This window comes from Streptosporangium sp. NPDC023825 (assembly GCF_040639575.1).
Classification (GTDB): Bacteria; Actinomycetota; Actinomycetes; order Streptosporangiales; family Streptosporangiaceae; genus Streptosporangium.
Genome location: NZ_JBFAAE010000025.1, coordinates 69565 through 82250, shown reverse-complemented (window position 1 = coordinate 82250; position 12686 = coordinate 69565). Strand labels below are relative to the sequence as shown.

11 protein-coding genes are annotated in these 12686 nt (G+C 72.6%); 6 read left to right on the top strand and 5 right to left on the bottom strand.

Features of this window, described 5'->3' with window-relative positions:
- The first annotated feature begins 17 nt into the window (after nucleotides 1-17).
- The gene (locus AB0G15_RS22450) at nucleotides 18-1280 is read left to right on the top strand and encodes an ATP-binding protein (protein WP_362842828.1); all 1263 of its coding nucleotides are present in this window, start codon (nucleotides 18-20) and stop codon (nucleotides 1278-1280) included.
- On the opposite strand, the gene AB0G15_RS22445 is transcribed toward AB0G15_RS22450, so the two are convergent.
- Nucleotides 1277-1414 (bottom strand): hypothetical protein, encoded by a 138-nt coding sequence (locus AB0G15_RS22445; protein WP_362842825.1) that lies wholly within the window; start codon nucleotides 1412-1414, stop codon nucleotides 1277-1279. The two genes, AB0G15_RS22450 and AB0G15_RS22445, sit on opposite strands and share 4 nt — an antisense overlap.
- 205 nt (nucleotides 1415-1619) lie before the next feature.
- On the opposite strand from AB0G15_RS22445, the gene AB0G15_RS22440 reads away from it, so the two are divergent.
- Nucleotides 1620-2855, top strand: coding sequence for a serine hydrolase domain-containing protein (locus AB0G15_RS22440; RefSeq protein WP_362842822.1), 1236 nt, complete (start codon nucleotides 1620-1622; stop codon nucleotides 2853-2855).
- A gap of 95 nt (nucleotides 2856-2950) precedes the next feature.
- On the opposite strand, the gene AB0G15_RS22435 is transcribed toward AB0G15_RS22440, so the two are convergent.
- Nucleotides 2951-5302 carry a transglycosylase domain-containing protein gene (locus AB0G15_RS22435; RefSeq protein ID WP_362842819.1) on the bottom strand — a complete coding sequence of 784 codons (2352 nt, stop codon included), beginning with the start codon at nucleotides 5300-5302 and terminating at the stop codon, nucleotides 2951-2953.
- A 52-nt stretch (nucleotides 5303-5354) separates the two neighbouring features.
- Nucleotides 5355-6671, bottom strand: coding sequence for a UDP-N-acetylglucosamine 1-carboxyvinyltransferase (murA, locus tag AB0G15_RS22430; RefSeq protein WP_329093170.1), 1317 nt, complete (start codon nucleotides 6669-6671; stop codon nucleotides 5355-5357).
- 107 nt (nucleotides 6672-6778) lie between these two features.
- Here murA and AB0G15_RS22425 point away from each other — a divergent pair, with 107 nt between their 5' ends.
- On the top strand, nucleotides 6779-7318 hold the full coding sequence (locus AB0G15_RS22425; RefSeq protein WP_362842816.1) for a hypothetical protein: 540 nt from the start codon (nucleotides 6779-6781) through the stop codon (nucleotides 7316-7318).
- A 39-nt stretch (nucleotides 7319-7357) separates the two neighbouring features.
- Here the strand turns inward: AB0G15_RS22425 and AB0G15_RS22420 are convergent, their stop codons facing one another.
- Together AB0G15_RS22420 and ybaK are read right to left on the bottom strand one after the other, a co-directional pair.
- Nucleotides 7358-8746 carry an amidase gene (locus tag AB0G15_RS22420; RefSeq protein WP_362842813.1) on the bottom strand — a complete coding sequence of 463 codons (1389 nt, stop codon included), beginning with the start codon at nucleotides 8744-8746 and terminating at the stop codon, nucleotides 7358-7360.
- Nucleotides 8747-8952: 206 nt separating this feature from the next.
- The gene (ybaK, locus tag AB0G15_RS22415) at nucleotides 8953-9453 is read right to left on the bottom strand and encodes a Cys-tRNA(Pro) deacylase (protein WP_362842810.1); all 501 of its coding nucleotides are present in this window, start codon (nucleotides 9451-9453) and stop codon (nucleotides 8953-8955) included.
- Nucleotides 9454-9552: 99 nt separating this feature from the next.
- On the opposite strand from ybaK, the gene hisD reads away from it, so the two are divergent.
- The 3 genes from hisD (at nucleotide 9553) to hisB (ending at nucleotide 12669) form a co-directional block, all read left to right on the top strand.
- On the top strand, nucleotides 9553-10860 hold the full coding sequence (gene hisD, locus AB0G15_RS22410; protein ID WP_362842807.1) for a histidinol dehydrogenase: 1308 nt from the start codon (nucleotides 9553-9555) through the stop codon (nucleotides 10858-10860).
- Between the two features lie 112 nt (nucleotides 10861-10972).
- A complete protein-coding gene (locus AB0G15_RS22405; RefSeq protein ID WP_362842804.1) occupies nucleotides 10973-12043 on the top strand; it encodes a histidinol-phosphate transaminase in 1071 nt (356 codons plus the stop codon).
- Nucleotides 12044-12048: 5 nt separating this feature from the next.
- Nucleotides 12049-12669 carry an imidazoleglycerol-phosphate dehydratase HisB gene (gene hisB, locus AB0G15_RS22400; protein WP_362842915.1) on the top strand — a complete coding sequence of 207 codons (621 nt, stop codon included), beginning with the start codon at nucleotides 12049-12051 and terminating at the stop codon, nucleotides 12667-12669.
- Nucleotides 12670-12686 lie beyond the last annotated feature (17 nt).

Genomic DNA, 12686 nt, shown 5'->3' with positions numbered 1-12686 from the left:
GTTGGAAGAGGACTCTGATGGCATACAACATCGACGTCGCCGCCCTGTTCACGGCCGTTTCCGGTCCTTGCCTGGTCATGACGCTGGACATGATCATCGTGGCCGTCAACCAGACCTATCTCGACCTCTGCGGACGCCGGCGGGAGGACGTGCTGGGCCGGCGCGTGTCCGACCCGTTCCCCCAGGACCACACCGATCCCGGTGACCGGTGCGCGCTGCAGTACCTCGAGGCGTCGCTGGGCCGGATGCGCGGGGCCGCCAAGGTGGTGACACCGCAGGAGCACGACGCGGTGCCCTCCGGCTGCGCGCCCCGGAACCGGTACGGGAACATGATCGACTCTTCCGTCCTCGGCCCGGGCGGAGCGGTGATGCTGTTCGTCCACCGCGCGCAGGAGATGACCGAGCTCGGCCGGCAGCCCCCGCGTACGAGCTCGCCCGTGCCCGGGCCGGGCACGGGCGAGAAGGCGATGGAGCCGATGGAGCCGATGGAGCCGATGGAGCCGATGGAGCCGATGGAGCCGATGGAGCCGATGGGGGCGATGGAGGCGCGGCTCTGCGCACGCTCCACGAAGCTGCGGAAGCTGAACGAACAGATCAGGGAGGCCCGAACGCACTCGGAGCACGTGCTGGACCGGCAACGTCAATTCGCCGCCGACGCCTCACACGAGCTGCGTACGCCGCTCGCCGCGCTGCGCGTGCAGGTCGAGTCGGCGCAGCTGCACCCGGACGACATCCACCTGCCCGACCTGCTGGACCACGTGACGAATGACCTCGACCGGCTGGAGAGCATCGTCGACGACCTGCTCCTGCTGTCCACGATCGAGTCCGACCTCGACAGAACGCGGGAAGAAGTGGATCTGACCGCCCTGGTCGAGACGGCGGCGGCCCGGTGGACCGGCGGTCGTGACCTACGGCTCAACGTCGAGCCGGCGGTGACCGTGCAGGCCGCGCCCTGGCAGCTCGCCCGCCTGCTCGCCAACCTGCTGGACAACGCCCGGCGTCACGCCACCCGCAGACTGGAGGTCGACCTGCGCCGCGCGGGCGGCCACGCGGAGCTGACGGTGACCGACGACGGAGAAGGAATCGCCGCCGCCGACCGCGAACGCGTGTTCCAGCGATTCGTCCGCCTGGACACCGCCCGCAGCCGCGGCCGCGGAGGCACCGGACTGGGGCTGGCCATCGCCCGTGACATCGCCCAGGCCCACCGGGGCAGCCTGCACGTCGAGGACGTGACCGAGGGTGGCGCCTGCTTCGTACTGCGCATCCCGCTTGTCCGCTAGAGCGGGTCCGGCGGTTCGAGGCGGCGGGGCCGGAGCGTCAGGGCGCCGGCGAGCCCGCCGGAGCGGGTGGTGATCGCTCGCCACCGCTCGGGCTCGGGGGCGGGGGCCGGGCGGCGGCACGGCTCGCCCGTCATGACATTTTGCATCGGAGCGCGCCCCCGGTCTTCGTCCTGGTGGACCAGAGACAGGTCGTCCGCGGTGAGGAGGGAGAACCGGGCCGGAATTGCGATGATCGTCTTGTCGTGTATTCCGGATCTGAGGAGCTGACAGCCGATGACTCTCGCGCGATCTCCCCACCGTGGACGGACAATCGCCGGCCTCGGGCTGAGCGCGATACTCGTGACCTGGGCCGTCGCGCCCCCCGCGTCCGCCGAACCCGTCCCCGGGCCCGCGGCGCCGACCGGCCGGGAGGCAGGGATCGACCGCGAGGCGCTGCGGCGGAGCCTCGACGCGGTCCACGAGGCCGGCATGTACGGTACCTACTCCGCCGTCCGGGACGGCGGCGCGCGATGGCTCGGGGCGGCGGGCGTCGCCGACGTACGGACCCGGCGGCCCGTCCACCCCCGGATGGTCCACCGGGTGGGCAGCGTCACCAAGACCTTCACGGCCGTGGCGATCCTCCAGCAGGTCGGGCGGGGCCGCGTCGAGCTGGACGCCCCCGTCGCCCGCTATCTCCCCGGCCTGCTGCCGGACGAGCTCGGCCAGAAGACCACGGTCCGGATGCTGCTCAACCACACCAGCGGCATCGGCGACTACGTCGCGGGCGCCTTCCCCTCCCTCGTCCAGGCGTCCCCGCAGAGCCTCGACAAGCACCGGTTCCGCAGGATCCGCCCGCTGGAGCTGGTGAGGTTCGGGCTGCAGGCGCCGCGCACGGGCGAGCCGGGGCAGCTGTGGTCGTACTCCAACACCAACTACGTGATCGCCGGCCTGCTCCTGGAGAAGGTGACCGGCACGGGGGCGGAGGAGTACATCACCCGCCACGTGATCCGCGCGGCCGGACTGCGCGACACGTCCTTCCCGCGCACACCGGTCATCCCCGGGCCGCACTCCAAGGCGTACGAGGCGCTGTACGGCTACATCGACCCGCCGCGCGACTACAGCGTCTACGACATGTCGTGGGCGGGCACGGCGGGCGCCGTCGTCGCGACCATGGAGGACCTCAACCGGTTCTACCGGGAACTGCTGGGCGGCGGGCTGCTCGCGCCCGCGCAGCTGGCCCAGATGCGGACGACGGTGCCGGTCACCAACGCCCAGGGCGACGTCATCATGAACTACGGTCTCGGCATCTACGCCCAGGACCTGTCCTGCGGCCGGTTCTGGGGCCACGACGGGGGCGTGTTCGGCATGGGCACGATCTCCATGTCCGGCGAGGACGGCCGGCGCCAGCTCTCCCTGGGGTTCAACCTCATGAAGTACCAGCAGCTCGACGCGAACGGCTACCCGCAGCCGCACGCGATCGACTACGCGATGGGGAGCCATTTCGTGCAGGCGCTGTGCGGCCCGTCCGCCGCGACGGCGAAGAGTGCCCGGCCCCCGGTGCTCCTCCCGACCCAGCAGGTGCTGGTCAAGCGCTGACCCGGCGGCCGGGCACCGGTTCGCCGGGTGGGCGCCGGTCCACCGGTCCGCCGTCCCGCCCCCGTCCCGGCGATGGGACGGGGGCGGGACGGCGGTCAGCGCGGGCGGCCGCGGTACCGGCGGTGCGCGCCGTTGTCGCGATGCCGGCGTTCCCCCCGGTACCGGCGCTCCTCCCGGTAGGTGCGCTCCTCGCGGAAGCGGCGTCCGCGGTCCCCCCGAGCGCCGCGGTCCCCCCGGACGCCGCGGTCCTCGCGGTCCCCCCGGGCGCCGCGACGCCTGTCGCCCTCGGAGTCCTCGCCGTCCTCGCCGCGCTCCTCGCGTTCCCTGGCCAGTTCCTCCTCCATGCCGGGGGTGAACCCGCCGCCGAACCGGCCCATGTCGGGGTGGTGGAAGCGGCTCTCGCGCGTACCGTCGAGAGCCGCCGACATCGACGAGACCCAGATCGGCCCCGGCAGGGAGGCCCCCTGGACCGCGCCGAAGTACTCGTCGCCGATCTCGACGTCGGTCAGCGGGTAGCGGTAGGAGCCCCGGATGTCGCCCACGCTGACCGCCGCGGCCAGGTCCGGGGTGTAGCCGGCGAACCAGGCCGACGTGTAGCCGTTGTTGGTGCCCGTCTTGCCCGCGGCCGGGCGGCCGATGCTCTGGCCGGTCATGGTGCCCTTGGTGAACACCCCGGCCAGGAGGTGGTTGACCGCGTCGGCCACGTCGCGCTCGATCGCCCGCGAGCAGCTGGGCGGCACCTTGAAGCGCCTGCCGTCCCGCTCGACGATCTCGACGATGGCCATCGGACGGCAGTAGCGGCCCCGCGCCCCGAACGCGGCGAACGCGGCCGCCACGGTCACCGGGTCCATCTCGTTCACGCCGAGGGTGAAGGTCGGCACCTCCCGCAGCGGGGTGCCGTCGGCGCGGGCGATGCCCAGCGCCCTGGCGGTCGTGACGACCGGGCACAGGCCCACCCGCTGCTCCAGCATCATGTAGAAGATGTTCACCGACTTCCAGGTGCCGGTGGACAGGCTCTGCGGGCCGCCCTTGCCCTCGCCGCTCGCGTTGAAGATCTCCGCGCGGGGGTCGTTGACCTTGCGGCCCCGGCAGTCGGTGAAACCGCTGTCGGGCACGAAACTGCCGGGCGTCATGAAGCCCTGGTCGAACCGCCAGCCCTGGGCCAGCGCCGTCGCCAGGGTGAACACCTTGAACGTCGAGCCCGCCTGGAAGCCCTGGCCACCGCCGTGCGCCATGTCGGCGGCCAGGTTGTAGGTGGTGTCGGGACCGTTTTTGGCGTTGGCGGTATTTCCTGCGTTGCTGCCGTACCTCTTGCTCGCCGCCATGGCCCGGATCCGCCCGGTGCCCGGCTGGATCATGGCCTCGGCCGCCACCTCGGTGTCCTTCCTGCCGACCCGCGCGGCGATGGCGCGTTGCGCGGCCCGCTGCGCCTTCGGCGCCAGGGTGGTGCGCAGCACGATGCCGCCCCTGGCCAGGCGGCGCTCCCGCTCCGCGCGGGTGTGGCCGAAGGCCGTGTTGGTCAGCAGCTCCCGGTGCACGTAGAGGCAGAAGTAGGGGTAGTCGCTCCCCTGGCAGCCGCCGGGTTCCGGCTTGAGGCGGATGGCCAGCGGGCGCCTCTTGGCGGCCTCGGCCCGCGCCGAGGTGACGTACGACAGCTGGGCCATCCGGTCCAGGACGATGTCCCTGCGCTCGCGCAGCCGCTCCCTGCGCTTGACGTCCAGCGACGGGTCGGTGGCGTACGGCGTGCGGACCGCGCCGGCCAGCGTCGCCGCCTGGGGCAGGGTCAGCCGGGCGGCGGGGACCGAGAAGAACCGCTGGGCGGCGGCCTCGACCCCGAAGGCGCCCGCGCCGAAGTAGGCGATGTTGAGGTAGCGCTCCAGGATCTCGGCCTTGCTGTACTTGCGCTCCATCGCCAGCGCGTACCGCAGCTCGTTGATCTTGCGCTGGATGCTGGGCGCGCGGGCCTGGGCGCGCTCGGTGTCGCTCTCGGAGTTCTCGACCAGGATGTTCTTCACGAGCTGCTGGGTGAGGGAGGACCCGCCCTGCCGCACCTCGCCCGCCTTGGTGTTGGTGACCAGGGCGCGCAGGGTGCCCTTGACGTCCAGGCCCGCGTGCTCGTAGAAACGCGAGTCCTCGATCGCCACGATCGCGTCACGCATGACGGGGGCGACCTGGGCGAGCGTCACCACCGTCCGGTTCTCCGTGTAGAACTGGGCGAACCGCTTGCCGTTCCTGTCCAGCAGCACGGTGCGCTGGGGGAGCGGGTTCTCCCGGGGGCTCGGGGGCAGGTCGGTGAGGGTCCTCGCGACGCTGTTGACGGTGAGCCCGGCCGTGCCGACCAGAGGCAGCGCGGCCAGGGCGGCCAGCAGCCCGCCGAACACCCCGCAGGCCACCAGCCCGCGCAGGCACGCGCCGGGACCACGTCTCACCTCTGGGCGCGATGTCACGCATAGTAACGTGCGACCGGGTGATCACCTACAAACGCCCGATTGACAATCCTTACCCGTCCTGCACCTTTTCTCGACTGATCTTCAGCCCGAGCGAGGCGAACTGCTCGAACGGCCGGTGGTAGCCCCGCTCGATGTGGTGCACCCCGCGCAGCGTGGAGGTGCCCTCGGCCGCGGCGGCGGCCAGCACGGCCGAGAACCCGGCCCGGATGTCGGGCAGCGTCACGTCGGCGCCGCTCAGCCTGGACACGCCGCGCACGACCGCCGAGTGCTTGGCGTTGGTGTCGTGGTAACGGCAGGCGGGACCGCCGAGGCAGACGTCGAACACCTCGATCTCGCAGCCCATCTTCTGCAACGCGGGCACGTAGACCAGGCGGTTCTCGAAGACCGTCTCGTGCAGCACCGACATGCCCTGGGCCTGCGTGAACAGCACCATCAGGGGCGTCTGCCAGTCGGTCATGAACCCAGGGTGCGTGTCGGTCTGCACCGCCGCGGCCCGCAGCCCGTGCGGCGCGGACGCCGACAGGTAGTCGTCGGTGATGTCGACCTCGGCGCCCATCCTGGCCAGGGTGGTGATCGCGGTCACCAGCCGGTCCTGCGGGCAGCCGTGCACCCGCACCTGCCCGCCGGTGATCAGGCCGGCCGCCAGGTAGGAGAACGCCTCGATGCGGTCGCCGTTGAGCCAGGTGGAGGCGCCGTGCAGGCGCTCCACGCCCTCGATCACGATGCGCCGGTCGGGGCTCAGCTCGATGCGGGCGCCCATGCGCTGCAGGAACAGGGCGAGCTCCACCACCTCGGGCTCCATCGCCGCGCCCTTCAGCACGGTCTTGCCCTCGGCCAGCACCGCCGACATCAGGATCGTCTCGGTGGCTCCGACGCTGGGGTAGGGCAGCTCGATCCGGGTGCCGCGCAGCCGCTTGGCCTTGGCGTACACCCCCGTGTCGCTCACCTCGACCTCGGCGCCCATCGCGCGCAGCGCCTCGACGTGGAAGTCGACGGGCCGGCGGCCGATCGGGTCGCCGCCCACCAGCGGCACGAACGCCTCGCCCGCCAGGTGCAGCAGCGGGCCGAGCATCAGGATCGGGATCCTGTTGAGACCGGTGAACGCCGCGGGGACGTGCGGGTTGATCTGCTTGCCCGGGGCGACGGAGATCTCCCCGGCGCTGATCTCCACGTCGATGCCGAGCGCCCGCAGCATCTGCGCGGTGATCCCCACCTCGCCCACGTCCGGGGCGTTCTGGATCGTGCTCTCACCGGTGCCCAGCATCGCGGCGACCATGTGCTTGGAGACGCCGTTCTTGGAACCGCGGACCTCGACATCACCGCGCAGCGGCCCGGAGGGTTCGATCAGCCATACCTCTTCATTCACACCGCCAGAGTAACGGGATTCGGTCGAAGCCTCGGATGGCGCCGGGCCGAGGGCTATGTAACATCGGGCACATCTGCACAGAGGGTGAGGGAACCATGGTGCGCGGCGTGCGTGACTTCGTGATCACCGTGCTGGTGCTCGCGCCGGCCGGAGCCGTCGCAGGGATCCTGTGGTCGCTGGTGGCGCCGCGCGCCCCGTACGTCGCGACGAGCCGGGGACCGCTGCTGGCCGACCCCTCCACGCAGGCGCTGATCGCCGCCGACGGCTGGTTCGCCGTGATCACCGGCGTGCTCGGGCTCGTCTGCGGAGCCGTCGGTTACCGCGTGTCGCGCGGGGGCCGGCCGCTGCCGGTGGTGGTGGGCCTGGCCGCGGGCGGCCTGCTCGGCGCGTACCTGGCGCTGGTGGTCGGGGCGGCGGTCAACCTCGGGGCCGTGAGCGTCACCGCCTCGGGAACGTCCAGGCCGCTGATCGCGGGGCCGCTGACGCTGACCGCCGGCGGGGTGCTGTTCGCGTGGCCGACGCTGGCCGCCGGTCTCTTCTTCGCCCTGGAGGGCATCGCGGGTTACCGCGACTCCCCGCTGCGCCGCCCGTTCGGCGGGAACGACCCCTACGGGCCGCTGTCGTCGTACGACATCAGCGGCCGGTAGGCGCCGCGCCGGAGTCAGCGGGGCCGGAGGGGGCCGGGGTCAGAGGGGCGGCCTGCGCGAGCCGTGGCCGGTGGCGCGCTCGAACGCGTGGGCCAGCCGCAGCACCGCCATGTCGGCGAAGGGGCGCCCGATGATCTGCACGCCCACCGGCAGCCCGCCGGGGGTGAACCCGCACGGCACCGACGCCGCCGGGGCGTGCAGCACGCTGACCCAGTAGGCCGAGCGCATCCACGCCAGGTAGTCGGGCAGCGCCTCCCCGTTGATCTCCGAGACGTACGGGTCGTCCACCGGGAACGGCGGCACCTGGCTGACCGGCGCGATCAGGAAGTCGTAGGTGTCGAAGAAGGAGTTCATCCGCTGGTAGAGCCCGCTGCGCAGCCGCTCCGCGCGGGCCAGGTCGGCGCCGGTCACCTCGCGGCCCCGCTCGACGTTCCAGCGCACGTTCGCCCCCAGGCTCTCCTGCGGCAGGTCGCCGAAGGACAGCGCGTAGTACCACGCGCGGTAGATCCGGAAGGCGTCCTCGGCGGCGGACAGGTCCAGCTCCACCCGCTCCACCCGCGCGCCCAGCCCCGCGAGCGCGGCCGGGGCGTCCGCGGTGACCTCGGCCGTCTCCGCGTCGACCGGCAGCCCGCCCAGGTCGGGGCTCCAGGCCACGCGCAGCCCGGTCAGGTCGAGGTCCAGCGGCCCGGCGAAGGCGGAGCCGCTCCCGATGATCGACAGGGGGGAGGCGGCGTCGAACCCCGCCACCGCGCTCATCAGCAGCGCCAGGTCCTCCGCGGTACGGGCCATGGGACCCGGCACGCCGAGGGTGAACCAGGCCGCGACGGGCGAGGGGGAGGGGACCCGCCCCGGGGTGGGCCGCAGCCCCGCCACGTTGCAGAAGGAGGCCGGGTTGCGCAGCGAGCCGCCCATGTCGGAGCCGTCGGCCAGCGCCACCATGCCGGTCGCCAGCGCCGCCGCGGCCCCGCCGCTGCTGCCCCCGGCCGACCTCGACAGGTCGTAGGGGTTGCGGGTGGCGCCGAAGATCTCGTTCACGGTGTGCGAGCCGGTGCCGAACTCCGGGGTGTTGGTCTTGCCGACCGTGATCGCCCCGGCCTCGCGCATCCGCCGCACGATCGGCGCGTCGGTGTCGGGGACGTGGCCGGCGAAGATCGGGGAGCCGTACGTGGTGCGGATCCCCGCGGTGTCGGCCAGGTCCTTGTGCGCGACCGGCAGGCCGTGCAGCGGCCCCCGCCACCGGCCGCGGGCCAGGTCCCGGTCGGCCTCGGCGGCCTCCCGCCTGGCGCGCTCGGCCACCAGCGTGACGATCGCGTTGACCTCCGGGTTGACCTCCTCGATCCGCCGCAGGTGCGCGTCGAGCAGCTCGACCGCACCGACCTGCCTGGTACGCAGCAGTTCGATCATCTCGGTGGCGGTCAGGTAGTGCATCTTCCCCCCGATGTCCCTGGTCAGGTGTGTCCTGTCGTAACCGAGTCTGACCGAACGCCACCGCGCGCCGCGTCGGCAACCTTCGACAGGACCTGGCGGGGGGAGCGGGTCCGTCTTGTGGGCCTCGCGAGGTGGATTCCCTGGGATCCGCGAGGCGGGTCCTGCGGAGACCCGCGAGGCGGGTCCTGCGGGGATCCGCGAGGCGGTCAGCCGGTTTTGCCGATGGGGGCGGTGACGGCCTGGGTGAGCCGGACCAGCTCCGAGGGGGCGGTCTCGATCTGCAGCCCGCGCCGCCCGGCGGAGAAGTAGATCGTCGCGAAGCCGAGCGCGGAGGCGTCGACCACGGTCGGCAGGCGCCTGCGCTGCCCGAGGGGGCTGATGCCGCCGACCACGTAGCCGGTGACCCGCTCGACCTTGGCCGCGTCGGCCATCGCCGCCCGCTTGCCCCCCAGCGCCGCCGCGAAGGCCTTGAGGTCGAGCTTGCCGGCCACCGGCACCACCGCGACGGCCAGCCCGCTCTCCACCTCGGCCACCAGGGTTTTGAAGATCTGCCCGTACGGCACCCCGAGGGCGTCGGCCGCCTCCTCGCCGTAGGCCTGCGCGTTCGCGTCGTGCTCGTAGGGGTGCAGGGTGAAATCGACCTTGGCCTGGGCCAGGGCCACCGTCGCGGGGGTTCCCTGGCCGCCCTTGTTCTTGCTCTTGCTCACGGGGGAAGCGTAGCGGCTGGTTAAAATCTACATAGTAAAGGCGTCGTCCGGATGATGGACGGGACGATATCGGGTGGCGGACCTCCGTAGACTGAACGGGTGATTTCGCGTACCGACCTGCGAGGGCCTCTGCCCGAGGACCTTCGCGACGTGCTGCCCCGTGCCGACCTCGACGTCGAAGCCGCCCTGGAGAAGGTGCGGCCCATCTGCGAGGACGTGCATCATCGCGGGGTCGCCGCCGTGCGCGAGCTGACCGCCAGGTTCGAGGGGGTCGAGCTGGAGTCCACCCGGGTGCCCGCCGAGGCGATCGCCGGGGCGCTGGAGAGGCTCGACCCGAAGGTCAGGGAGGCGCTGGAGGAGTCGATCCGCCGCGCCCGCCTCGTCCACCGCGACCAGCGGCGCGCCGACGTCACCACCCAGGTCGTGCCCGGCGGCACCGTCACCGAGCGCTGGGTGCCCGTCGACCGCGTGGGGTTGTACGTCCCCGGCGGCCGGGCGGTCTACCCCTCCAGCGTGGTCATGAACGTCGTCCCCGCGCAGGAGGCGGGGGTGCCCTCCCTGGCGGTCTCCTCGCCCGCGCAACGCGAGTTCGGCGGGCTGCCGCACCCGGCCATCCTGGCGGCGTGCGCGCTGCTCGGCGTGGACGAGGTCTACGCGGTCGGCGGCGCCCAGGCGGTGGCGATGTTCGCGTACGGCACCGAGGAGTGCCCGCCGGTCGCCATGGTCACCGGCCCCGGCAGCATCTGGGTCGCCGCCGCCAAGCGCCTGCTCAAGGGGCGCATCGGCATCGACTCCGAGGCCGGTCCCACCGAGATCGCGATCCTCGCCGACTCCACGGCCGACCCGGTGCACGTCGCCGCCGACCTGATCAGCCAGGCCGAGCACGACACGATCGCCGCCGCCGTGCTCGTCACCGACTCGGTGGAGCTGGCCGAGGCCGTCGAGCGGGAGCTGCCCCGCCAGGTCGCCGCGACCAAGCACGCCGGGCGGATCACCGAGGCCCTGTCGGGGCGCCAGTCGGGCATCCTGCTGGTCGACGACATGGAGGCCGGGCTGCGCGTCGTCGACGCGTACGCCGCCGAGCACCTGGAGATCCACGCCGCCGGGGCGCACGCGCTGGCCGCCCGGGTGCGCAACGCCGGAGCGATCTTCGTCGGCTCCTACGCGCCGGTCTCGCTCGGCGACTACATGGCCGGCTCCAACCACGTGCTGCCCACCGGCGGCTGCGCCTGCCACTCCTCGGGATTGTCGGTGCAGACGTTCCTGCGCGGCATCCACGTCGTCGACTACAGCCGCGAGGCCCTCGCCGGTGCCGCCGCCCACGTGTGCGTGCTGGCCGACACCGAGGACCTCCCCGCGCACGGTGCGGCGATCCGCGCGCGGTTCGACTGGGAGGTGCCCTCGTGAGGACCTCCCGGCCCGTGCCCACCGGTCGCGCGGCGATCCGCGCCTCGATGGGGAACCCCCACCCCTGGCCCGCCGGGGATGTCCGTGCCCGATTCGACGGGGGGATCCCGGCGTGAGACTCGAAGACCTGCCGATCCGCGACGACCTCCGGGGGCGCACGCCGTACGGTGCCCCCCAGATCGACGTCCCGGTCAGGCTCAACACCAACGAGAACCCCTACGGGCCCTCCGCGTCCCTGGTCGCCGACCTGGCCGAGGCCGTACGCGCCCAGGCGGGCGAGCTCAACCGCTACCCCGACCGCGACGCGCTCGCCCTGCGCGGGGAGCTGGCCGCCTACCTGGGACACGGCCTGGCCGTGGAGCAGGTCTGGGCGGCCAACGGCTCCAACGAGATCCTCCAGCAGATCCTGCAGGCCTTCGGCGGCCACGGCCGCGTCGCGATGGGCTTCGAGCCCTCCTACTCGATGCACCCGATCATCACCACCGGCGCCTCGACCGAGTGGATCTCCGGGATGCGCGAGGACGACTTCGGGATCGACCCGGACAAGGCCGTCGCCGCGATCGAGGAGCACCGGCCCGACGTCGTCTTCCTGACGTCGCCCAACAACCCGACCGGCACCGCCCTGGACCCGGCGGTGATCGCCGGGATCGTCGAGGCGGCGCCGGGCATGGTGGTGGTGGACGAGGCCTACTTCGAGTTCGCCCGCACCGGCACCCCGTCGGCGCTGACCCTGCTGCCGGACAACCCCCGGCTGATCGTCACGCGGACGATGTCCAAGGCGTTCGCCATGGCCGGGACCCGGCTCGGCTACCTGGCCGCCCACCCGGCGGTGATCGAGGCGCTGCTGCTGGTCCGGCTGCCGTACCACCTGTCCACGCTCACCCAGACGGCGGCGCGGGTCGCGCTCGCCCACGGCGCCGAGCTGCTCGGTGCGGTCGACGCGCTGCGGGCCGAGCGGGACGCCACGGTGGAGTGGCTGCGCGGCCGGGGGCTGACGGTCGCCGACTCGGACGCCAACTTCGTGCTGTTCGGGCTCTTCGAGGACAGGCACGCGGTGTGGCGGGGCCTGCTGGATCGCGGGGTGCTGATCCGCGAGGTGGGGCCGCCCGGGTGGCTGAGAGTTTCGATCGGTACCCCTGAGGAGATGGCGGCGTTCCGCGCCGCCCTGGAGGAGATCCTGTGAGCAGCATCACCGGCGGCGCCGGCATCGAGACCGCGCCGCGCCGCGGTCGCGTCGAGCGCGTCACCAAGGAGACCTCGGTGCTGGTCGAGGTCGACCTCGACGGCACCGGGAACGTCGAGGTGTCCACCGGTGTCGGGTTCTTCGACCACATGCTGAACCAGCTCGGCAAGCACGGCCTGTTCGACCTGACCGTGAAGACCGAGGGCGACCTGCACATCGACGCCCACCACACGATCGAGGACACCTCGCTCGCGCTGGGGGCGGCGTTCCGCGAGGCTCTGGGCGACAAGTCGGGCCTGCGGAGGTTCGGCAACGCGTCCTGCCCGCTGGACGAGTCGCTCGCGGAGGTCACGGTCGACCTGTCGGGGCGCCCCTACCTGGTGCACAGCGAGCCCGAGGGCATGGCTCCCATGATCGGCCCGGAGTACGACACGACGATGACCAGGCACATCCTGGAGTCGTTCGTCGCGCAGGCCGCGATCTGCCTGCACGTGCGCGTCCCGTACGGCCGCAACGCCCACCACATCGTGGAGGCGCAGTTCAAGGCGCTGGCCAGGGCGCTGCGGGCGGCCTCGGAGCGCGACCCGCGCGCCACCGGGGTGCCCAGCACGAAGGGCGTGCTGTGACCGTTTCCCGTGCTGTG